Annotated in this window: 16 protein-coding genes; 7 read left to right on the top strand and 9 right to left on the bottom strand. The window is 58.4% G+C overall.

Annotation, left to right across the window (positions count from 1 at the left end; genetic code table 11):
- Positions 1 to 24: 24 nt before the first annotated feature.
- Together ACR0B0_RS05915 and ACR0B0_RS05920 are read left to right on the top strand one after the other, a co-directional pair.
- Entirely contained in the window at positions 25 to 1,689 is a 1,665-nt protein-coding gene (locus ACR0B0_RS05915) for a tetratricopeptide repeat protein (RefSeq protein ID WP_480646874.1), read from the top strand.
- Entirely contained in the window at positions 1,686 to 2,360 is a 675-nt protein-coding gene (locus tag ACR0B0_RS05920; RefSeq protein ID WP_480646876.1) for an SH3 domain-containing protein, read from the top strand. The genes ACR0B0_RS05915 and ACR0B0_RS05920 overlap by 4 nt, the downstream gene beginning before the upstream one ends.
- On the opposite strand, the gene mfd is transcribed toward ACR0B0_RS05920, so the two are convergent.
- Both mfd and ACR0B0_RS05930 read right to left on the bottom strand, forming a co-directional pair.
- On the bottom strand, positions 2,357 to 5,812 hold the full coding sequence (gene mfd / locus ACR0B0_RS05925) for a transcription-repair coupling factor (RefSeq protein WP_480646878.1): 3,456 nt from the start codon (positions 5,810 to 5,812) through the stop codon (positions 2,357 to 2,359). The genes ACR0B0_RS05920 and mfd overlap by 4 nt on opposite strands.
- Positions 5,813 to 5,833: 21 nt before the next feature.
- The gene (locus ACR0B0_RS05930; RefSeq protein ID WP_170348877.1) at positions 5,834 to 6,358 is read right to left on the bottom strand and encodes a component of SufBCD complex; all 525 of its coding nucleotides are present in this window, start codon (positions 6,356 to 6,358) and stop codon (positions 5,834 to 5,836) included.
- Positions 6,359 to 6,478: 120 nt separating this feature from the next.
- On the opposite strand from ACR0B0_RS05930, the gene hemB reads away from it, so the two are divergent.
- The 4 genes from hemB (at position 6,479) to ACR0B0_RS05950 (ending at position 11,338) form a co-directional block, all read left to right on the top strand.
- Positions 6,479 to 7,477, top strand: a complete 999-nt coding sequence (gene hemB, locus ACR0B0_RS05935) for a porphobilinogen synthase (protein ID WP_170348878.1) — start codon at positions 6,479 to 6,481, stop codon at positions 7,475 to 7,477.
- A 143-nt stretch (positions 7,478 to 7,620) separates the two neighbouring features.
- A complete protein-coding gene (locus tag ACR0B0_RS05940; RefSeq protein ID WP_170348879.1) occupies positions 7,621 to 8,196 on the top strand; it encodes a lipid-binding SYLF domain-containing protein in 576 nt (191 codons plus the stop codon).
- 175 nt (positions 8,197 to 8,371) lie between these two features.
- Complete coding sequence (locus ACR0B0_RS05945) at positions 8,372 to 10,834, top strand: penicillin acylase family protein (RefSeq protein WP_480646880.1); 2,463 nt, start codon at positions 8,372 to 8,374, stop codon at positions 10,832 to 10,834.
- A 108-nt stretch (positions 10,835 to 10,942) separates the two neighbouring features.
- Positions 10,943 to 11,338: an SgcJ/EcaC family oxidoreductase gene (locus ACR0B0_RS05950; protein ID WP_170348881.1), complete on the top strand. Its 396-nt coding sequence runs from the start codon at positions 10,943 to 10,945 to the stop codon at positions 11,336 to 11,338.
- Between the two features lie 3 nt (positions 11,339 to 11,341).
- On the opposite strand, the gene hflX is transcribed toward ACR0B0_RS05950, so the two are convergent.
- From hflX to trkA, 4 genes are all read right to left on the bottom strand, one after another.
- On the bottom strand, positions 11,342 to 12,613 hold the full coding sequence (gene hflX / locus ACR0B0_RS05955) for a GTPase HflX (protein ID WP_226688380.1): 1,272 nt from the start codon (positions 12,611 to 12,613) through the stop codon (positions 11,342 to 11,344).
- On the bottom strand, positions 12,613 to 12,852 hold the full coding sequence (gene hfq / locus ACR0B0_RS05960) for an RNA chaperone Hfq (RefSeq protein ID WP_010440340.1): 240 nt from the start codon (positions 12,850 to 12,852) through the stop codon (positions 12,613 to 12,615). The genes hflX and hfq overlap by 1 nt, the downstream gene beginning before the upstream one ends.
- A 124-nt stretch (positions 12,853 to 12,976) precedes the next feature.
- Complete coding sequence (locus tag ACR0B0_RS05965) at positions 12,977 to 14,515, bottom strand: TrkH family potassium uptake protein (RefSeq protein ID WP_170348883.1); 1,539 nt, start codon at positions 14,513 to 14,515, stop codon at positions 12,977 to 12,979.
- Positions 14,515 to 15,891: a Trk system potassium transporter TrkA gene (trkA, locus tag ACR0B0_RS05970; RefSeq protein WP_170514531.1), complete on the bottom strand. Its 1,377-nt coding sequence runs from the start codon at positions 15,889 to 15,891 to the stop codon at positions 14,515 to 14,517. The genes ACR0B0_RS05965 and trkA overlap by 1 nt, the downstream gene beginning before the upstream one ends.
- Before the next feature lie 96 nt (positions 15,892 to 15,987).
- Between trkA and ACR0B0_RS05975 the strand changes: the two genes are divergently transcribed.
- Positions 15,988 to 16,470, top strand: coding sequence for a hypothetical protein (locus ACR0B0_RS05975; protein ID WP_170348885.1), 483 nt, complete (start codon positions 15,988 to 15,990; stop codon positions 16,468 to 16,470).
- A 12-nt stretch (positions 16,471 to 16,482) separates the two neighbouring features.
- Here ACR0B0_RS05975 and ntrX read toward each other — a convergent pair whose 3' ends face one another.
- From ntrX to ACR0B0_RS05990, 3 genes are all read right to left on the bottom strand, one after another.
- Positions 16,483 to 17,892: a nitrogen assimilation response regulator NtrX gene (gene ntrX / locus ACR0B0_RS05980; RefSeq protein WP_170348886.1), complete on the bottom strand. Its 1,410-nt coding sequence runs from the start codon at positions 17,890 to 17,892 to the stop codon at positions 16,483 to 16,485.
- Positions 17,889 to 20,177, bottom strand: a complete 2,289-nt coding sequence (locus tag ACR0B0_RS05985; protein WP_480646882.1) for a sensor histidine kinase NtrY-like — start codon at positions 20,175 to 20,177, stop codon at positions 17,889 to 17,891. The genes ntrX and ACR0B0_RS05985 overlap by 4 nt, the downstream gene beginning before the upstream one ends.
- Before the next feature lie 99 nt (positions 20,178 to 20,276).
- Positions 20,277 to 21,644: a response regulator gene (locus ACR0B0_RS05990; protein WP_480646884.1), complete on the bottom strand. Its 1,368-nt coding sequence runs from the start codon at positions 21,642 to 21,644 to the stop codon at positions 20,277 to 20,279.
- Between the last annotated feature and the right edge of the window lie 13 nt (positions 21,645 to 21,657).

Here is a 21,657-nt window from a genome sequence, read left to right on the forward strand (position 1 = left end):
CCCCGACCCGAGGGGAGATTTTCAATGAGCGACTATTACGATCTGGGCACATATTCCTGTCCGGTCAGCACGACCTCAGCCGAGGCCCAGCTTTGGTTCGATCGGGGGCTGGTTTGGACCTATGGCTATAACCATGACGAGGCCGTTGTCTGTTTCCAACGCGCTGCCGAGCATGACCCGAACTGCGCCATGGCCCATTGGGGCATCGCTTATGCCGCCGGTCCGAATTACAACCTGCCCTGGGATTTACGCGACGCGCGTGGTCAGCAGAAAGCGCTCGCGCAAGCCTATGACGCGACACAGCAAGCGGTGGCCCTGTTGGACACCTGCACCCCCGTTGAACAGGCGCTGATCCACGCCCTGCCCGCCCGTTACCCTCAACGCAATCCGATCCCGGATATGAACAGCTGGAACCACGATTTTGCAGATGCCATGCGCGCAGCCTTTACCGACCAACCCGATCACTTGGATCTGCGCACGATATATGTTGAGGCGCTGCTGAACCTCACCCCCTGGCAGATGTGGGATCTGAAGACCGGAAAACCTGCCGAAGGTGCCGCCACGCTTGAGGCGCAGAAGGTTCTTGAGGACGCGATGGCAAATGATCCCGCAGCCATGTCGCACCCGGGTTTGCTGCACCTCTATGTCCACCTGATGGAGATGTCTCCGACCCCCGAAAAGGCATTAAAAGCCGGGGATGTTCTGCGCACGCTGGTGCCGGATGCGGGCCATCTGGTGCATATGCCCACCCATATCGATGTGCTGTGCGGGCACTACCACAACGTCGTTTATTGGAACGAAAAGGCCACCATAGCCGATCTAAAATATTACGAGCGCGAAGGCGCGTTCAACATCTATACCGGTTATCGTCAGCACAATTACCATTTCGCCATCTACGGGGCGTTGTTCCTGGGCCAGATGGAACCGGCCCTGCGCGCCAATCAAGGCCTGTGGGACACCACCCCCGAAGATATGTTGCGCATCGAAAGCCCGCCCATGGCGGATTACTTCGAAAGCTACATGTCCATGGGGCCGCATATCCTGATCCGTTTTGGCCAGTGGGAGGAAGCCAAGGCACTGAAACTGCCCGCAGACCCCGACCTGTATCGCACGTTGACCGCCACCATCCACTATGCTCGCGCCATCGCCCATGCTGCAACCGGTGACGTCGCCGAAGCCGAAGCTGAGGAACAACTGTTCCTGTCGGCCAAGGCCTGCGTGCCCGAAACACGCCTGCTACACAACAACCGCGTCGTTGACCTGCTTGAAATCGCGCGGGAAATGCTGAGTGGAGAGATTGAGTATCGCAAGGGCAACTACGATATCGCTTACGCCCATCTGCGACGCTCGGTCGAGTTGGATGACACGCTGCCCTATGACGAACCGTGGGGCTGGATGCAGCCAACCCGCCATGCATTAGGGGCGTTGTTGTTTGAACAAGGTCACGTAACCGAGGCTGAAGCGGTCTATCGCGAAGACCTTGGCTTGGGCGGCACCCTCAGCCGTGCTTCGATCCATCCGGACAATGTTTGGAGCCTCAAAGGTCTGCATGACTGCCTGAAGGCGCGCGGCGAAAGTGTTGAAATCGCTCAAATCAAACAACGTCTTGATTTGGCTCTGGCACGTGCCGACCGCGCGGTCGGAGCATCCTGTTTCTGCGCCCAAGCCGCGATGAGGGCCGCCGAATGAGATACGCGCTACTGCTGGCTGCCGTGATCTGCGGCCCAGCACTTGCCGACCGTCAATCCTTTCCACCGGTCGATCAGGCAGACCGTGATCCATCGTTGATCGCCTTTCGCGAGGCATTATTGGACCAAGTGGCTGCACGGGATACCGACGCTGTGGTTGCGGCGTCCTGCCCCGATATCTACCTAAGCCATGGCGGTGAAGGCGGCCCCGAGGAATTACGTTCCAATCTGACCCTCGACCCGGAAGCCCTGTCGGAAGAACAGCGTGAAAACGCGGATGCGTTACGCGCGCAATACTGGTCTGACCTGGAAACCACTTTGTCTCAGCCCGGTTACTTCGACGAAGAAGGCGAGTTCTGGATGCCGCATCAATGGCAGATCACCCTGCCCGCCTCGCTGGACCCAGAGTTGGCGTTCTTTGTCAAAGGTTCCGATGTATCTCTACGTCAAAGACCGGATCGCAACTCGTCCATTATAAGCCTGATCAGCCACGAAATCGCGATTATACGTGACTATCAAGACGGTGCCGAATATCAGCGCGTCCTGCTGACGGACGGCACGCAAGGTTTTATGCACGCCGATTTTCTTTGGCCCATGACCGGCTACCGCGCCGCGTTCGTCAAGTCAGACGCGGGCGACTGGCAGTTGTGTACTTTTGTCAGCGGAGACTAGACCTTCGCCTTTTTCTTCTCGGCCACAACCTTTTCCGCCAGATCGCGGGCGATGGCAAAGGCCCCCTTAATCTTGTCGCTATCCTTTTTCCAGTCGCGGCGCACGACGATCTTGTTGTCCTTGACCTTGGCGAGCCCGCGCTGATTCTGGATGAACTCGACCAACCCCTGAGGCGAGGCAAACTTGTCATTGTGGAACTGGATCGTCGCACCCTTTGGTCCGCCGTCCAATTTGGCAATGCCCGCACGTTTGCACATCGCTTTGATACGCACGACCAGCATCAGGGTGTTCACCTCTTTTGGCAGCGAACCAAAGCGGTCAATCAACTCGGCCGCAAAACCTTCAAGTTCAACCTTGGTCGAAAGCGAGGACAAGCGGCGGTACAGCCCCAGGCGCACATCCAGATCGGGCACATAATCCTCGGGGATCAGAACCGGGACGCCCAGATTGATTTGCGGGGCCCACTGGTCGTCTGCGTCCGATAGACCCTCCATCTCACCGGCTTTGATTTTGGCAATCGCCTCTTCCAACATGGATTGGTACAGCTCGTAGCCCACGTCGCGCATCTGGCCCGACTGTTCCTCGCCCAGCAGGTTACCCGCGCCGCGAATGTCCAGATCCTGCGATGCCAACGTGAACCCCGCCCCCAGTGTATCAAGAGAGCCTAGAACCCGCAGGCGTTTCTCGGCGGTGGCCGTCAATCGCTGGCGCGGTTTGGTGGTCAGATAGGCATAGGCGCGGGCCTTTGATCGCCCTACCCGTCCGCGGATCTGGTAAAGCTGCGCCAGACCGAACATATCCGCGCGATGCACGACCATTGTGTTGGCCGTCGGAATATCCAGCCCACTTTCTACAATCGTCGTTGCCAACAGCACATCATACTTCCCGTCATAGAAGGCATTCATGCGGTCATCGAGTTCGCTCGCCGCCATTTGCCCATGCGCGACAACGTAAGTCAGTTCCGGTAGTTGCTCCTTCAGGAATTCCTCAATCTCGGGCAAGTCCGAGATACGCGGGACCACATAGAAACTTTGCCCGCCGCGATAATGTTCGCGCAGCAGCGCCTCGCGCACCGTGACCGCATCGAATTCGCTGACATAGGTGCGGATGGCCAGACGGTCGATGGGCGGCGTGCCGATGATTGACAGATCACGCACACCTGTCAGCGACAATTGCAGCGTCCGCGGTATCGGCGTCGCGGTCAGGGTCAGCACGTGAATGTCCGAGCGCAGTTGTTTGAGGCGCTCTTTGTGACCCACCCCGAAATGCTGTTCCTCATCGATGATCAGCAGCCCGAGGTTGTTGAACCGAATCCCCTTGGCCAGCAGCGCATGGGTGCCGATCACGATGTCTACCGTGCCTCGCGCCAACCCATCGCGGGTTTGTTGCGCCTCTTTCGCCGAGACAAAACGCGACAGCTGCCGAACCTCAAGCGGGAATCCCCGGAACCGTTCCTTAAACGATGCCGCGTGCTGTCGGGCCAGCAGCGTCGTAGGAGCCACAACGGCCACCTGCACGCCCGACATCGCGGCGACAAAGGCAGCACGCATGGCGACCTCGGTCTTGCCAAAGCCGACATCGCCGCAAATCAGACGATCCATTGGCGCGCCCGAGTGCATGTCTTCCATCACATCGGAAATCGCGCGCAGCTGATCATCAGTTTCCTGATACGGAAAACGCGCGCTGAACTCCTCCCACGCATGGGGCGGCGGGTCCATCACCGGAGCTTTACGCAGCGCCCGCTCAGCAGCGATGCGGATCAGCTTGTCCGCCATCTCGCGGATGCGCTCTTTCAGCTTGGCCTTTTTGGCCTGCCATGCACCGCCGCCCAGACGATCCAGAAGACCTTCGTCGTGCCCGTATTTCGACAGCAGCTCGATGTTTTCGACCGGCAGGTACAGCTTGGACTGTTCGGCATATTCCAACAAAAGGCACTCATGGGCTGCGCCCGCCGCCGTCACGACCTCCATCCCCATGTAGCGGCCAATCCCGTGGTCCACATGCACCACAAGATCGCCGGGTGATAGCGATTGGGTTTCGGTTAGGAAGTTCTCGGCCTTTCGACGTTTCTTGGGTTGGCGGATCAGGCGGTCGCCCAGAACATCTTGTTCAGCGATCACCGTCAGATCCGACGTTTCGAACCCATGCTCCAACGCCCAAACGGCCAGGTGCAGCCCGCGTTTACCGACGCGAGTGCCGTCGGAAACGGGGATTGCCTCAGCCAGACCTTCGTCTTCGATCAATCCGGTCAGGCGTTCACGCGCACCCTCGGAATAAGACGCGATCAGGACCGGCCCTTTGTCCATCTTGTCTGTGATATGACTGGCCAGCGCGCCAAAAAGGCTGATGCTTTCCTGCTGTCGCTCGGGTGCAAAATTCCGCCCGATCCGTCCACCAGCGTCGATCACGCCGGGGCCGCTGGCCTGCGGCAACGGGCTGAACTGCAAAACGCGCCGATCACCCACCGCCTGCTCCCATGCAGCATCGTCCAGATACAACAATCCTGGAGGCGTAGGTTTATAGACCGTGTCCATGCGCGAGCGGTTTTCCAGCGCCAACCGCCGAGTTTCGTACTGATCCTCAATCGATTCCCACCGGGCCAAGCGCGCGGGCGTGACCTGATCGTCCAACGAGATCGTGGCACCAGGCAGATAGTCGAACAGCGTTTCAAGCTTTTCGTGAAAAAACGGCAACCAGTGTTCCACGCCTTGATGCTTGCGGCCAGCGCTGACCGCCTCGTACAGCGGATCATCGGTGCCCGCCGCGCCGAATTCGATGCGATAGTTCTGGCGGAATCGTGTGATGGCGGCGTCATCCAGAATGACCTCGGACACCGGGGCCAGTTCAACCACGTCCAGCTTTTCAGTCGTGCGCTGCGACACTGGGTCAAACCGGCGCGCACCGTCCAGCACATCACCGAACAGGTCCAGCCGAACCGGGCCAGATTCGCCCGGAGGGAAGATGTCGATAATGCCGCCGCGGATCGCGTAGTCTCCGGGCTCCATAACCGTCGGGCTTTGCGTGAAACCCATGCGCACCAAAAAGTTCCGCAATGCTGTTTCGTCGACACGGTGGTTGACCCGGGCAGTAAACGCGGCCTCACGCAGCACATCGCGCGCTGGCACTCGTTGGGTCGCGGCGTTTAGCGTGGTCAGCAACACAAACCGTTCGGGCATCTGATGCACCAGCGCGGCCAGTGTTGCGACCCGCGCCGCAGCGATATCCGCGTTCGGCGACACCCGGTCATACGGAAGGCAATCCCAGCCGGGGAAGACGAACACCGGCATGTCCGGGGCGAAAAAGGCAAGTGCTGCCCGCATTGCCTCCATCCGCTTGTCATCGCGCGCGACGTGGCAAACCGGCCCGGCGGATCGCGTGATCTCGTTCAGGACAAGCTGTGCGTCAAACCCCTCAGGGGCGCCGCCGACTGTTACGTGGTTCGGAGCCGTCATTGCCTCGCCTTTCCGAATTTCCTACCCCAGAACACCAATCGAAAAGTTCTGATACATGCCCCAAAGCGACGTGATCAAGATCGAGATCATGCCGATAATCTGCGTATAAATCCGGCAGCGGGTCAAAATCTTGCCGGTAAACTCCAATGTCCCGTCGCCGGCCTGCAGCTTTCGCGCCGCCGAAATGTTGATCAGCATCACAATACAGACCGGGAATAACAACAAGAACACAGCCTGCGCGAATTCAACCCCGTAAACGAACCCAAGCATCGCCAGACCGGTGAAGATGAAACAGCTCAACCCGAGAATGGCCAGCCCCGATACCTCAACGATATACAGTATCCGGTTTTTGTTGATCCGCACGATGTCCAGAAAATCACGCTCGGCTTCGCCGCCGACACGGCGCGCGCGCACCAGCAGATCATAAGGCACACCCAGCGTCCAGTGGCTTGTGGACGACCACAGCACGGCCAGCCCGATCCAATACCACAGATTCGAAAAGCTGCGCATGTCGATAATTTCGAAAAGCGTAGAGAATAAGTCCAAGCGTCAGCCCTTTGTTCACTGTCCTTAGGGGCCTTCACTGCGCAGGCGCGACCATCGTTACCCTTGAGACCACGTGGAATTCATGCCACCCAATGCGGGAATATTCAAGGAGAGCGCGACATGAAGCCGACCATCGCCCCCTATCCCCTGACCCGTTTCCGCCGGGCGCGCCAATCGCAGGCCGTGCGCGGCCTTGTTCGGGAAAATACGCTGACCACAGATGATTTGATCTGGCCGGTTTTTGTGCGCGACGGCGAGGGTGTGGAGGAGCCCGTACCCTCGATGCCCGGTGTGATGCGCCGGTCGGTGGACCTGATAGCTAAGGCCGCGGTTGAGGCGCAGGCGTTGGGAATCCCAGCGATCTGCATATTTCCCTACACCGACGCCAACCTGAAAACCGAGGATTGCGCCGAGGCCTGGAACCCTGACAATGTGTCCAACCGGGCCATCCGCGCCATAAAGGCCGCAGCCCCGGATATCGCGGTAATGACCGACGTGGCACTGGACCCGTACAACATCAACGGTCACGACGGCTATGTCATCGATGGCGAAATTGTGAACGACAAGACTATCGAAGCGCTGGTCAGGATGACATTGGCACAGGCTGAGGCAGGTGCCGATATCATCGGTCCGTCCGACATGATGGATGGGCGGATCGGTGAAATGCGCCGGGCGTTGGAATCTGCTGGGCACCAGAACGTGATGATCCTCAGCTATGCCGCGAAATACGCCAGCGCCTTTTACGGACCCTTCCGTGATGCGGTCGGTGCTTCGGGCGCGCTTACGGGCGACAAGAAGACCTATCAGATGGATCCGGCCAATTCGAACGAAGCCCTGCGCCTGATCGAACGCGACCTGACCGAAGGTGCGGATATGGTGATGATCAAGCCCGGCATGCCCTATCTGGATATCTGCCGACGGGTAAAGGACACCTTTGGCGCTCCGACATATGCCTATCAGGTGTCGGGTGAATACGCGATGATACAGGCCGCGGCACGGAACGGTTGGATCGATGGTGATAGAGTGATGCTGGAAAGCCTGTTGGCCTTCAAGCGCGCTGGCTGCGACGGCATCCTCACCTATTTCGCCCCACAGGTCGCGCGCGCCTTGCAAGGCTAATGCCCCCAATTGTCGCAATTTTTCGCCGATTGTGATCCGCTGTCACTCAGCTTTCCCGTGACACGCGACGGCAATCGGCGTATTCTTGCACATAAGATCGGGAACACCCGACATATCAGGCAGTCATACAGAGAAAAATAGACATGAGCAGTTCCAATGCACCCCAACTAAGCCGTCGTGGCTTTGCCTTTGGCATGGCCGGTTTGACGGTAACCGCAGCTTGCGGCAACGGTGTCGGCAATTCCAACGCCGCCACCATCGATGCCCGCGTCGATGCCACACTGACCGAAATGTATGCGAAATATCCCAACACGGTTGAGATCGCAAACAAAGCCAACGGCATGTTGATCATGCCCCTGATCACCGACGCCGGATTAATCTTCTTTGGTGGCGCCTACGGCCAAGGCGCCTTGCGCATTCAGGGCGCAACGGTTGATTACTATTCTGCAATTTCCGGAACCGCCGGCCTGCAAATCGGCGCGCAACAATATGCACATGTCCTGTTCTTCATGACCCAGGACGCATTGAACGATTTCCGCCGTTCCAGCGGATGGACTGCCGGTGCCGATATTGGCTATGTGGTTGATGCAACTGGAAACTCCCTGTCCACTGACACAACGACTCTGCGTTCGCCTGTGCTGGCGGTGGTATTCGGCCAAGCCGGTTTGAAATTCGGCGCCACTGTCGAAGGCACCAAATACACGCGGATCATTCCATAAACATCGGACTACCACTCCCCCCTCATTAGTCCCCGCCACAGGTTCCCAGCTGCGGCGGGGTTTTTCATTTATAGCGCTGTAAACACGAATATTCCCGGGCTGTTCCTCTTTCGGTCGATCCAGCCATCATCTAGTCTGACCTCAATCGGAATAGGATCAGGATTGTAGGCCGCAGATGGGATTTGTTTTTCGCTGGCTCGTACGCATTACAACGGGTCTGGTCCTGCTGGCTTTGGCCGCTGTGGCATTGGTGTATTTCCTGGCGAGCCAGTCCCTGCCGGATTACGATCAAACGGTCGCGGTTCGGGGGCTGAACGCCCCGGTCGAGATCATCCGCGATACCGCCAATGTCCCTCATGTCCTGGCCGAAAATGATCCGGATGTGTTCTTCGGTCTGGGCTATGCCCATGCGCAGGACCGTCTGTGGCAGATGACGGTCATGCGCCGTACCGCCCAGGGGCGCCTGTCGGAAATTTTCGGCGCGCGTACCGTCCACATCGACAAGCTGCTGCGCCGACTGGACCTTTACGGTCTGGCCCACCGCTCGGTCGAGGCGCAGGACGATTACACCAAAACCGCCTTACGCGCCTATGCCGCCGGGGTAAACGCGCGACTGGATGAGATCAACGAAGCCGCCCTTGGCCGTGGTGCGCCCGAGATGTTTTTGTTCAACGCGCCCGTTTCGCCCTGGCAACCGGGCGATAGCATTGCGGTGATCAAGCTGATGGGTCTGCAACTGTCCGGCCATCTTGAGGACGAAGTGCTGCGTGCCCGTACTTCATTAATGCTGAACGATCCGGCGCGGTTGACCGATATCCTGCCGAATGTGCCGGGGGCCGGTATTGCTGCCCTGCCAGAATATGCCGCTTTGTTTCCAGGGCTGCCCCGTTACGCCCGCGGCACACCTATGCCCGACACGCCGCTGTCGCCTTTTCCGAAACGAGGATTGGCCGGAGCGTCCAATGCCTGGACCGCCGCGCCCTCACGCTCGGCCAGTGGGGGAACGTTGTTGGCCAATGACCCGCATCTAGGGTTCACTGCCCCCGGTGTCTGGTATCTGGCGCGGCTGGAGTTGGCCAAAGGTGGCGTGATTGGTGCAACTATTCCCGGCGTTCCTGCCATCATGACCGGGCGCAGTGATCGTTTGGGCTGGGGTCTGACGTCGTCCTACCTGGACGATCAGGACGTACATATCGAGCAGTTGAACCCCGACAACACCGAGGAATACCTGTCGCCGGATGGCTTCAAAAAGTTCCGCACCCGCCCCTCGATTATCGAGATCAAGGACGAGACCCCCATCACCCTGACCCTGCGTTGGACGGAAAATGGCCCAGTCCTGCCTGGAAGTCACTACAATCTGGAAACGATCACGCCTCCGGGTCATGTCGCCTCGTTGTCTTGGACGGCGCTTAGCCCGCGCGACACGTCGATGACGGCGTCTATGGCCCTGATGAATGCCGACACTGTTCGCGAGGCCATTGATGTGGGCGAGCTGTTCATTTCGCCCTCGCAAAACCTGTCGCTGGTCGACAAGGACACGATCGGTCTGAAATTGATTGGCGCAATGCCCAAACGCGACCTGCGCAACCAAAGCCGAGGCCGCATCCCAACACCCGGTTGGCTGGCCGAAAACCTCTGGCAAGGTCGCCTGCCCTATGCCGACAATCCCGAATTCGTAGCCCCCGCAGGTGGTATTCTGGGCAACACAAACAACAAGATCATCGACCGCCCCTTCCCCTTGCATGTCTCGTATGAATGGGGCGACACCCAGCGCGTTCATCGCTGGGAACGCCTGATGCAATCGCGCGAGGTTCACACGCGCGACAGCTTTATCGAGGCACAACTGGATACCGTCAGCTTTACCGCCCGCTCGTTGCTGCCGCTGATCGGCGCGGACCTTTGGTTTACCGGCGCATCCGCCCCCGAAGGCACCCCGGAACGTCAGCGCCAGATCGCCCTTTCCCTGCTGGCCGAATGGAATGGTGAGATGAACGAGCACCTGCCCGAACCGCTGATCTATGCAGCGTGGCTAAGGGCGCTGCAAATACGTCTGATCTCGGACGAGCTGGGCCCGCTGGCCGCCGAATACAAACATGTCGAGCCGCTGTTCATAGAGCGCGTCTACCGCGACATCGATGGCGCGTCGGTCTGGTGTGACGTACGCCAAAGCGCGCCCTCTGAGACCTGCACCGACATGGCGCGGCTGGCGCTGGACGATGCGCTGATCTGGATCGCTGAAAACTATGGAACCGCACTGCAATCCCTGCGCTGGGGCGATGCGCATCAGGCAACACACGATCACCCGGTACTGGGTTCGGTTCCGGTTTTACGGTTCTTCGTCAATATCCGGCAATCCACAAGCGGCGGCGACAATACCCTACTGCGCGGGCGTACCTCGGGCGAAGGTAAGGACCCGTTTCAGAACGTACATGGAGCAGGTTATCGCGGTGTTTATGACTTTGCGGACCCGGACAGTTCGGTCTTTATTACGGCAACCGGCCAGTCGGGCCATTTCCTGTCGCGCTATTATGATGATCAGGCTCAGCTATGGCGGCGAGGCGAGTATATCCCGATGTCACTGGACCTGGATTTGGCGCGCGCTGCGGCCGTCGGAGTGACCAACCTGATCCCGCGCTGAATTCCGCTGTTTCGGCAAGACCTTGCCCCCTGCTACCCGCCCCCGTGGACGCCGAGTGCCGTTTTCGCATACGATCTGTCAGCGGATTATGTGGGACCGGGGGCACAAATGGCGAGTATTCGGGATAGGCTGAACAACCTTGCACGCGACTATGCAATCGCCTGGAGTTCGGGTGATCATAATGCGGTCGCCAGCTTTTTTGCCGCCGACGGGCAGATATCCATGAACCGGGCTGAACCGCTGAAAGGCCGCGCCGCGATCGCCGAAATGGCCCGTGGATTTCAATCAGACTTTCCCGATCTTGAGCTACGCTGCGACATGATGAGATGGGCTGGGCCCCACGCGATCTTTGTTTGGACCTTCGAAGGCCACCATACCAAAACCGGCAATCTCGTCGTCACACGGGGCTGGGAAGAATGGGACCTGACCGAAGACCACAAAGTTCTATCCTCGCAGGGCTGGTTCGACGTCGAGGATATGCAGCGTCAGATTGATGGAGGTTGATTTCTAAATCCCGGCGAATTGCGCCGCCTGCCTGTCCGTCCACAATACAGTGATTTCGAACCCGTCTTCGGTCTGCTTTTCGGACCGCACGACATCCTGTCGAAACAGCCAGGCGCGCCTGTTGCCCTCGGCAAATCCCAAAGACAGTATCTCTTCGTGTCGCGCACCCTGCAGCTTGGTTGCAATCTCGGCCAGCAGAGGGTCTACCCCTTCGCCGGTTACCGCCGAAATGGCGAATATCGACGGATCACGTTTGGCTCGTTTAAACGCGGCCTCGCGTTCGTCGCCATTCAGTAAGTCGATCTTGTTCCACACCTCCAGCCGAGGGCGTTCTTCGTCGACGCCCAGCGAGGTCAAAATCGCCTCGACATCCTGCGCCTGTGCATCGGTTTCCTCATGGCTGATGTCGCGTACGTGGACAACGATATCGGCGCCCAGAACTTCTTCGAGTGTCGCCCGGAAAGCCGCGACCAGTTCCGTCGGCAGGTTCGAGATGAAACCCACCGTGTCCGACAGGATCACCTCAGGACCGTCGGGCAACTCAACGCGGCGCATGGTCGGGTCCAGCGTGGCAAACAGCATGTCCTTGGCCATCACCTCGGCCCCGGTCAGACGGTTGAACAGTGTGGATTTCCCGGCGTTTGTATAGCCCACCAGGGCCACAATCGGATACGGTACCTTGGCACGGGCAGCGCGGTGCAGCGTGCGGGTTTTGACAACTTTTTGCAGCTGCCGCCGCAGACGCACCAGTTGTTCATCAATCGCACGGCGGTCGGCCTCGATCTGGGTTTCACCGGGACCGCCCACAAACCCCAATCCGCCCCGCTGACGTTCCAAGTGTGTCCAGGCCCGCACCAGCCGCGTTCGTTGATAGCTGAGCGCCGCCATCTCGACCTGCAACACACCTTCACGGGTGCGGGCGCGGTCGCTGAAAATCTCAAGGATCAGGCCGGTTCGGTCGAGGATTTTGACCTTCCAAGCCTTCTCAAGGTTGCGCTGTTGCACGGGTGAAACCGGCCCGTCGATCAAAACCAATTCGATTTCATTGTCATGAAGCCGCTCGGCCAGTTCCTCGATCTTGCCACTGCCGAACAGCAACCCCGGCTGGGCTCGTTGCAAGCGCACAATTTCAGACCCGATCACATCCAAATCGGGCAAAGCGGCAGCCAGCGCCACCGCCTCGTCCAGCGCTGGTTCGGGAACGCGGCGCTGTTCATCAGATTTGATTTCCGGATGCAGCACCCAAGCCCGGGTGCGCGTCCTATCGTGTTCCATCAAGAGGCGTCTTCGCCCTCATACAGGCTGATCGGCTGCGACGGCATGATGGTCGAAATCGCATGCTTATAGACCAGCTGCGACTGTCCGTCGCGGCGTAGCAGCACACAGAAATTATCGAACCAGGTGATCACACCCTGCAATTTCACACCGTTGATCAGGAATATTGTGACCGGGACCTTTGCTTTCCGTACATTGTTCAGGAACGCGTCCTGCAGATTCTGTCTGTCCGAAGCCATATTTTATTATCTCGCCATTGTTCTTGCTACGCGCTGCGGACCAACGCGCTCCCTCCGCAGGAGTATGGAGTGCTGCGCACAGATATTCCAGATGAAAAATCAGTCAATTCTGGAATGCCGAAGCTTAATCGCGCCAAAGGGTTGGCGTAATCAGGGCAATGATCGCAAGTGTTTCCAGCCGCCCGATCACCATTGCCGCACACATTGTCAGTTTGGCTCCAAGTGACAGGTCCACAAGTCGGATGGGAATATCCGTGGCCAGTTCAATTACCGGACCCGTCGTGCTAAGCGCCGCAACGGTCAGGACCATGGCCTGTTCGAACCCTGCCCCCATCATCGCCAGCAGCAGATTGAACAAGGCGGCCGTCAGTGCGAACATCATCAAAAAGATCCAGGCGATAAAGGCTCCGTCGCTTTGAATGCGTCGATTGCCCCCCCCTACGCCGCTGACCGATGAGGGGTAGATCAGCCGGTCAATCTCACGCGCACCGTTCAGGTACAAAGCGAATACCCGCAGCAGTTTGACGCCGCCCGCCGTGGTTGCGACTCCCCCGCCGATCAGGGCCAGCCCCATAAGGATCAGGCCGGGCGTCCCCAGCCCCGACAATTGCTGTGCGTCATTCCAGTTGGCGCTTTCGAACCCGGCCGTTGTCAAGAAAGCCAGTGCCGTGAACACCATACCCCAGAACACATACACCGCATCAATCGGGCTCAGTGTCCCGCCGATTTCATTGACGCCCGCCCACACACGAAAAAACAAAAGCGTTGCAACGGCGATGACGATCAGCAGACCGATCCGAAACTCTGGATCCTTGTCCAGCCGCGAATACCCGGTGGTGGCGGTATCCGTGGAAAAGGTCAGTCGGGACAGGGCAAAGAACAGGAACAAGAATATGATCGCCTCGCCCGTGAAACCAGCCTGTGCGCCCTCAAGCCCACCGACCGGAGAGATTCCGGACGTGGCCATGGTGGACATCGCATGACAGATGGCGGTCAGTCCTTGCTCGCCTGCGATCAGCAGCAACAGCCAGATCACCGCCGTCAGACCTGTATAAACTGGCGTCAGCGTACGAGTCACTCGGATCAATCGTCCACGCGGGTCAACCTTTTCACTTTGTGCAACACCAGAGACTGGACGGCCGGGTTGCCCACGTGCGGTCACCTCGAACCCGCCCAACGACAGCGGTGCAAGAATCGCGGCGGCCGAAATCCACATCAGCAAGCCGCCCATCCAACCCACCAGCGCCCGCCAAAGGTGCAGCGGGGCCGTAAGGCGATCAGGGTCTGGGAAAATGTCAGCGCCCGTGGTTGTCAGCGCACTGACCATGTCGAAATAGGCGTTCAAGAAAGTGGTATTGCCCAACGCATCGTGCAGCGGAATGGCAAGAAACAAGGGCAGTACCGTAAAACACCCCAACAACACCGCCAATTGCCCCAACGTGCCCCTTCGCGGCACCCGGTTCGATGACGCCAACCCGACCGAGGCCACCACGAACAGCCCCAACAAACCGGAATAGAAGAACGACCGCGACGTGTCATGATCATCCAGCGCCAGCGCATAGATCGCCGGCACCCACATCGACAGCGAAAACACCGCCCAGATCAGCAGGAACAGCGGCAAGCGCCGCACCAAACCGATCTGCTGTGTTCGCGCGCGCATCATCAGAAGAAATCGATCGAAACCTGCAGCAACCGCTCGACCTCGGGCACATCCTTAGCCATGGCAAAGATCGCCACGACATCTTTTTCCTCGATCCGCAGGCTGCCAGTGGGGCGCAGCACCTCATCCCCCTTGCGCACGGCACCCACCAGAACGCCTTCGGGGAAATCAATGTCGCGCAGTTTTTGCCCGGCCAGCGGCGAGGTCGACAGCACCTCGGCCTCGATCACCTCGGCCTCGGCATCCCCAATGGAATAGACCTGCCGCACCCGCCCGTGGCGAATGTGGCGCAGGATTGAACTGACGGTCGTGGCACGCGGGTTGATATAAGCATCGATCCCCAGCGGGCCCATCAGCGCCACCATTGTTGGATCATTGATCAACGCAATCGCCAGCGCACAACCTTCGGATTTGGCGCGCACAGCGACCAGCATGTTGGCCCGGTCATCATCAGTAACCGCCAGCATCGCATCGGCCCGTTCGATGCCCGCCTCGCGCAATAGTGCGGCATCCAGCCCGTCGCCATTCAGAACAATCGTTCGTTCCAATGCTTCAGCGGCATGTTCGGCGCAGCTGCGATCCCGTTCGATGATTTTGGCGCGCACTCGGCTTTCACGCTCTTCCAGCGTGCGCGCGACCTCAAGCCCGACGTTACCGCCACCGACGATCACCACGCGGTCTTGTTTCTTTTGGGTCTTGCCAAAGACCTCCATCGTGCGGTCAACGTCCTGAACATTGCTGAAGACATAACATTCATCGCCAACGAACAACTGGTCCTCGGATTCCGGGGCAAACAGGCTGCCGTCGCGCCGAACCCCCACGACAATAGAGCTGAGTGTTGAAAACAGATCTGTCAGTTGCCGTAGCGGAGTATTGATGATGGGACAGTCTTCTTCGATGCGGATGCCAAGCAACTGGGCTTTGCCATCCATGAACAGTTCCGTGTCAAAGGCCGAAGGTGCGGACAGACGGCGCATGGCGGCGGCGGCCACCTCGCGCTCAGGGCTGATCACCACGTCGATGGGCAGGTGATCGCGACGAAACAAGTCCGAGTGGATCGCCTCGAGATAGGATTTCGAACGCAAGCGCGCGATCTTGCGCTGGATCGAGAAAATAGAGTGCGCCATCTGACAGGTGACCATATTCACCTCATCCGAATGGGTCGCGGCAATGATCATGTCGGCGTCACGGGCGCCTGCCCGCTCTAGCACGTCCGGATAACTGGCAAACCCTGCAATCCCCTGCACATCCAGCGTTTCGGTCGCGCGACGCACCAGGTCAGGGTTGTTGTCCACCACCGTCACATCGTTCAGCTCGCCCGAAAGGTGCCGTGCAATCTGCCAGCCGACCTGACCCGCACCGCAAATGATGACCTTCATGTTTTTGGCCCTTCTGCCTGAAATCTTTGAATGACAGATGCCCCCAAAGCGGTCAATTGAATTGTCATACCGGCAAAGCTAAGGCAAGATAAGCCTATGAAATCAGTACTTCGTTTGATTATTCCATTGATGGTCCTGTCCGCATGCGAAGGCCCCCTTTCACTGTATTATCGTGAAGGTGAGAGCGTTAAGCGCCTTCAAGCCGAGACCACTCAATGCCAGGTTAAGGCGCTGGAAGAGGTTCCGGTAGCCACTCAGATACGTCAAAGCCCGCCCACGTATTGGCCCGGGCGCACCTATTGTGATGGGCGGGGGCGCTGTTACCGCTCGCCCGGCTGGTGGCAGCCCGGTCAGGTTTACAGCGTCGATGCAAATCAAGGATTGCGCAATCAGGTCGAGGCCCAGTGCATGGCCAAAAAAGGGTTTCGCCCGATCAGCCTGCCGCCGTGCAAGCAGAACGTGAAATCACGGGTGCCCGCCGTGGCCACCACGACATTGCCACCGATAGGCACCCAATCGTGCTATGTGAAATTCGACAACGGGTCGTTCCAGATCATCGATCCCGGTCAGGCGGGGTAACGGCCCGGCGGATTATTCCGCCGGCTCCGGTTCGTCCAGTTGTGCCACTCGCGCGCCCGATTTGTTCGAGGTCACAACCCCCAGCGATTTTAGTTTGCGGTGCAGCGCGCTGCGCTCCATCCCGACAAAGCTGGCGGTACGGCTAATATTGCCGCCAAAGCGGTTGATCTGGGTCAGCAGGTATTCCCGCTCGAACGCCTCGCGGGCTTCGCGCAGGGGCAAAGTTGCCAGCGCACCCGATAGCACCACACGACCCGAGTCGTCGGTCTTTTCTTCTTCGGCGGGCAATTCCTTGGCCTCGATCGGGCCAGAATCGTCCCCCAGGATCAGCACGCGTTCAATCAGGTTCTTGAGCTGCCGCACATTACCTGGCCAGGTCATGGTCTGTAACAGCGCCACCGCCTCTTCCGAGATCTCACGCATCGCGAGCCCCTGCGTTTCATTACACATCTCAATGAAATGCTGCGCCAGAACTGGGATATCCTCGCGCCGTTCTTCCAGCGACGGCACCGCAATCGGCACCACGTTCAGGCGGTGATACAATTCTTCACGGAACCGATCGGCGGCGATTTCCGTTTCAAGATCGCGGTTGGTTGATGAGATTACCCGCAGATCAACCCGCACCTTGTCCGACCCACCAACACGTTGGAATTGCTGATCGACCAGCACACGCAATATCTTGGACTGCGTGCCCATCGGCATATCGGCCACCTCGTCGAAATAGACCACACCGCCATGGGCCTCTTCCAACAGGCCGGGCTCGATGCCGCGTTCCGAGGATTCGCGGCCAAACAGAACTTCTTCCACACGCTCGGGTTCAACCCCGGCGCAATTCACGGTCACAAAGGGCGCATTGGCGCGGTTGGAATGCGCGTGGATATACCGCGCAGCGATTTCCTTGCCCGATCCGGCAGGGCCGCTCAGCATCACACGACCGTTCGACTTGGTCACCTTGTCCAACTGGCTTTGCATCGCGCGGAAAGACGCGGACTTGCCGATCATATCCGAATTGGTGACCTCTTTGCGCTTCAACGAGGCATTCTCGCGACGCAGGCGCGAGGTTTCCATGGCGCGTCGGATCACCACCATCAACTGGTCGATATTAAAGGGCTTTTCGATAAAGTCATACGCCCCTTGCTTGATCGCCGCCACGGCAATTTCAATGTTTCCATGGCCGGAAATAATCACCACTGGCACGTCGGGGTTGTCGCGTTTCACCGCCTTCAGAATGTCGATCCCGTCCATGCGGCTGTCTTTCAGCCAGATATCCAGTATCAACAGCCCCGGCGGTTCAGAATTGATTTCGGCCATGCACTCGTCCGAGTTGCCAGCCAGCCGGGTTGAATAGCCTTCATCCTCCAGAATGTCGGACACCAGCTCGCGAATATCGCGTTCGTCATCTACGATCAGAATGTCACTCATCTTTGGCCTGCTTTCAGTTTGTTTGTATGAATTGCCTGCTTCTGTGGCGCTGCGGTCGGAGAGAGATTTCCCCCTGGTAAACGGATCACGGCCATCGCACCAAAATGGTCCTGTCCGTCAAAGACGGGTGCATCTTCCAGAGTGAGCGCCCCGCCATGTTCTTCGATAATCTTTTTGACGATGGGCAGGCCCAAACCTGTGCCTTCGTCCCTTGTGGTCACATACGGCTCGAACAGTCGCGCCCGGTCTTCGGGCAGTCCAATGCCGTTGTCAGCGATGGTAATCACCGTACCCGCGTCATCGCTGATCACGTCCACCTTTATCTGTGGCTTCAGGTTTTCTGGTGCGCCTTTTTGTTTTAGTGTTTCAATGGCCTCACCGGCATTCTTGATCAGATTAGTCAGAGCCTGATTCAGCATCGTGGCGTCCACATCCGTCAATATCGGTTGATCCGGCAGCGTTGCATCGATTTGCACGTCCGGCTGCCCGGCCTGCTGCAATAGTACTGCCTCGCGCACCAGTCCGACGACGTCTTCTTCGCGCCTGTCTGGTTCCGGCATCCGTGCGAATTTCGAAAACTCGTCCACGATCCGCCGTAGATCATTTGTCTGCCGCACGATAACGTCGGTCATGGATTCAAGGCTATCGCAATCCTCTTCATCCAACTTGCGTGCGAATTTGCGTTTAATCCGTTCCGCGCTCAGCTGGATTGGCGTCAGCGGGTTCTTGATCTCGTGCGCGATCCGCCGCGCGACGTCGCCCCAAGCGGCCATCCGCTGCGCACTGACCAGATCGGTCACATCGTCGAAAGCAACCACATAACCCTCAAGCCCGCCATCTTCACCACGGCGGGTGGCCATGCGGACTAGCAGGTTTTCAAGTTGACCTTTGCGAGTGACCTTGATCTCACCCTGCACGGCCTCTTGCCCACTTTCCTTTAGGCTTTCGAATAGCGGTAGGAACTCCGGCACCGCAATTCCGATGGCAAGCTGCTCATCCACGCGCGTCCAGTCCAGCAACCGCTCGGCTGAACGGTTCACGAATGTTACGCAGCCATCTGGATCAACGCCAACCACTCCCGAGGTCACCGAGCTAAGCACCGAATCGAACAAACGCCGACGGCGCTCAATCTGGCGGGTGTTCTCAAGTAACGTATCGCGTTGTCCTTTAAGTTGCCGCGTCATCTGATTGAAATAACGGCCTAACATTGCGATTTCGTCATCGTTGGCCTCTTCGATCACCTGCACACTCAGATCACCCGCACCAACGCGCTGAGCAGCCGTGGTCAATCGACCCACCGGGCGCGAGAGGCGTTCGGCGAACCACATGCCCAGCGACATAGCCGCCAGAATAAGGATCACTGCAAAGCCCAGATACAGCAGTCCGAATTCGAACAGCACCCTGCCCCGTTCGCTTTCCAACTGTTGGTAGAATTGCGCCGTTTCCTTGGTATCGTCCAGCAGCGTCAATAGCTGTCCATCCACCTCGCGGCTGACATAAAGATACCGGTCCAGATAAGCCTGCAATGGAACAAGCGCGCGGAATTCATTATTTTGCCAATCGGCGATGATCAGGACGCCGTCATCCGTGGCCTGAATCATTTGTTCAGGTGTAGGGGCCTCGAAATTGAATAGATAAGAACGATCCCCGCGCGACTTGATTTCGCCAATACCATCAATGACATACGCCTCGCGCAGACCACGTTGAATCTGCGCTTGTCCTTGCGCAAGAACTTCGCGCAGCTCCGCGTCCGAAATGTAAAAGTCACGGTTACGCGCATTATCCAGGTACCGCGCAAGAATGGTTGCGTCCTGTGTCAGACCCTGCCGGTGTTCCAACTCATATGCTTCGGCCGCGGTCAGGGACGAGCCCACCACCTGACGTACGCGATCCGAAAACCACCCTTCCAGACCGATATTCACCGTCAACCCCGCAAAGATCGCAACGGTAACAGTCGGCACCAGAGCCAACAGCGTGAATGCGCCAATCAATCGAAGGTGTAGACGGGAGCCCGCGGATTTCGCCCGGCGCGCCGCGATCAGGTTGAAGACCTGCCCCAAAACAAGGGCGGCCACGACCAGCACATAAACCAAATCTGCCAGAAGGATCAGGCGCAGCGTTGGGGCCGTTGCCCCCAGATCAAAAGGACCGATGACAAGATAGGTCGACAACGCCAGCGCAGGGCCCAGAAGAACCAGCCCCAAAGTGCCGAAATTGCGCAGTTTTCGGGATTTCCGCCACCGATTTATCGCTGGAATCGGCCCGCTCTGTGCCCGGGTTGCCACCGTCTGCCCTCATCCTGATGTGTCGCTTGCGCGACGTACCGCCATATGTCGTGGTCCTTGCCGGGTGAGAACCCAGATGCCACGATTTGTGTGGCGATATTACATCAGTTTGCGTCGACGTGTCACCTGAATATCGAGATCTGTAATCTTTTTCCGCAACGTATTCCGGTTAATCCCCAGCAGATCCGCACATTTCGCCTGATTTCCGCCGGTTGCGTCCAAAGCCTGTTCTATCAGTGGCGCCTCGACCTCGCGCAAAATCCGCTGATACAGGCCCGGAGGCGGTAAGAGATTTCCGTGAAGGTCGAAATATCGGCGCAAATGACGGGCAACTGAGGCCGATAATTTCTCACGTTCACCATCGCCCAGAATCGGTTCGGCCTCGGGCTGGCTGCCCAGAACCATTTCGACCTCAGATTTGGTAATCTCGTCGGTGCGGCTGGTCAGGCTCAGACGGCGCACGGCGTTTTCCAGTTGCCGCACATTACCAGGCCACGAATAACGCCGAACCAGCTCTACCGCGTCAGGGCTGAGCCAGCGTTTGGCACCATGCTCACGCTCTTCGCGCGCCAGAAAGTGATCGGCCAGCAAGATGATATCGTCCACCCGTTCGCGTAAGGCGGGCACATGCACCGTGGCGCCGCACAGGCGATAATACAGATCTTGGCGCACCCGCCCATTTTCCATCGCTTCGGTCAGGTCCGACTGGCTAGTGGCCATAAAACGCGGAACGTGATCGCCGGGCGTATCCATCATGCGCACGATGCGGGCCTGCAATTCGTCTTCGATATCGGCTATCTCATCGATCAACAGGGTGCCGCCACGTACACGCGCCATAATGCGCGCAGGGCCTTCCAGATCGCGCAGGTCCGCCGCTGTGGCGATCACAAACGGCAATGTGCGCCGATCCGAGAAGTCATGAATAGCGCGCGCAATCAATGATTTACCTGTGCCACTTTCACCAGAAATCATGACCGACAAATCGGTGTTCATTACCCGGGCGACCAACCGGTACAGCGCCTGCATCACCGGTGTACGTCCAACCAAAGGCAGTTCTTCCGGACGATCCTCGGCGACGTCGACCGCTTCGGTTTGCACATGTTGCTTCTGCTCAAGCGCCCTTGCGGTCCGCTTCATCAGATCGGGCAGATCGAATGGCTTGGGCAAGTAGTCATAGGCATCCGCTTCAGCCGCCTGAATCGCCGTCATGATCGTGTTCTGGGCCGAGATCACGATGACCGGCAAACCGGGTCGATCTTGCGAGATTTTCGGTAGCATCTCCAGCCCGTTACCGTCCGGCATTACCACGTCTGAGATCACGACGTCGCCTTTGCCTTCGCCAACCCAGCGCATCAACGTGGTCAGCGACGAGGTCGCATGAACTTTGCACCCTGCCCGCGTCAGGGCCTGCGTCAGAACAGTGCGGATCGTGCGGTCGTCATCTGCAACCAGTACTGTACCATCCATCAGGTGCTCTCCT

The organism is Ruegeria sp. BA12 (assembly GCF_056539625.1).